Below are 1,409 nucleotides of genomic sequence, written 5' to 3'. Positions count from 1 at the left end.
GGCGCCGGGGGCGCGGCCGTCGGTGCGGCGGGGGGCGCGGGAGGCGCGACCGGGGGCGCGGGAACGGAGGCGGGGGCGGGCGCCTGCTGCGGTTCGTCGACGCTGATCCCGAAGTCGGTGGCGAGGCCCGCGAGCCCGCTGTCGTACCCCTGGCCGACGGCGCGGAACTTCCATCCGCCCTGCCTGCGGTACAGCTCACCGAGGACGAACGCGGTCTCCACGGAGGCGTCCTCGCTGTCGAAGCGGGCGATCTCGGCGCCGCCGGACGCGTCGAGGACCCGGATGTACAGACCGGGCACCCGGCCAAACGTTCCGCCGTCCGAGGAGGCGGCGAGCACCACGGTCTCGATCGCGGGCTCCACGCGGCCCAGATCGACCGCGAGGGCGTCGGTCACGGTGTCACCGACGGTTTGCTTGCCCTCGTGCCGTACGGCGCCCGAGGCGTGCACGGACTGGTTGTAGAACACGAAGTCCGCGTCGGAGCGAACCTTTCCGGACACCAGCAGCAGCGCGGAGGCGTCCACGTCCGGCACTCCGGGGCCGGACCGCCAGCCGAGTTCGACCCGCACCGACCCTGCCGTGACCTGGATGTTGCTGCCTTTGCGCATCGCCATGCTGTCCCCCTGTCTTTCTGTTCGCTTCATCTTCTGGACGGGCATGTGACCCTCTGAAAACGCGCCCTTTACAGGATCTCAACGTACCCTGACGACCGTTTTTCCCGGGTTCGGTCCGATTGGGGATCCGCGACCGCTCCGAACACTGAAAACAACCCTCCTACCGGGCTCCCCAATCAGCACATGGTGGGCTTAACTTATGGTCTATGACCTCCCCCCGCAGCACCTACGGCGGCGGCTACTACTCCTCGCCGTCCTTCCCGGACACCCCCATCTACGACAGCCTTGTCGCCGAGCGGGGAACGCCTCAGATCGCACCCATCCGGGTGCCTTCCGCGTATGACAGCGGAAGTCACCTTCCGGCACTGCCCTCGGCGCTTCCCGCGCTCCCGGCCGCTCCCTCCCAGCAGACCCCGCCGCCCGGCTATCAGCAGCAGGCGCCGCAGCCGGGCGGAATGCAGCCCGGCGGCATGCAGCCGGGCGGGCTCCAGCAGGCGCCCTCTCCGTACATCCCGCCGCAGGCGGGCCCGCGCGGCTACCCGGGGGCGCAGCAGCAACAGCAGCGTCCGGCGGCGCCGAACGGGTACGAGGCGATGCGTCCGGCGATGCCGCGCCCCCAGGCGCCCCGCCCGGCGGCTCCCTCGCCGTCTCCGTACGACGACCCGTACGGCCGTCAGCAGCAGTATCCGGGGCGTCCCCAGCAGCCGGGGGGCGGCTACTGACCCCAGCGCACTCTCCGCGCACCCTTTCGCAAGCCTGCCGGGGCCCGGTGGTCCGTCGTTCGGACCACCGGGC

General features: G+C 71.4%; 2 protein-coding genes. One reads left to right on the top strand and one right to left on the bottom strand.

Features of this window, described 5'->3' with window-relative positions:
* The coding region (locus EEJ42_RS31555) for a TerD family protein (RefSeq protein WP_148082077.1) at positions 1–614 on the bottom strand (614 nt) is incomplete at its 3' end.
* Between the two features lie 206 nt (positions 615–820).
* Between EEJ42_RS31555 and EEJ42_RS31550 the strand changes: the two genes are divergently transcribed.
* The gene (locus tag EEJ42_RS31550) at positions 821–1,336 is read left to right on the top strand and encodes a DUF6643 family protein (RefSeq protein ID WP_123105282.1); all 516 of its coding nucleotides are present in this window, start codon (positions 821–823) and stop codon (positions 1,334–1,336) included.
* Positions 1,337–1,409 lie beyond the last annotated feature (73 nt).

Source organism: Streptomyces botrytidirepellens, from assembly GCF_003721215.1.
Taxonomy (GTDB): Bacteria; Actinomycetota; Actinomycetes; order Streptomycetales; family Streptomycetaceae; genus Streptomyces; species Streptomyces himastatinicus.
This window is presented reverse-complemented; position numbering and strand designations above follow the sequence as displayed.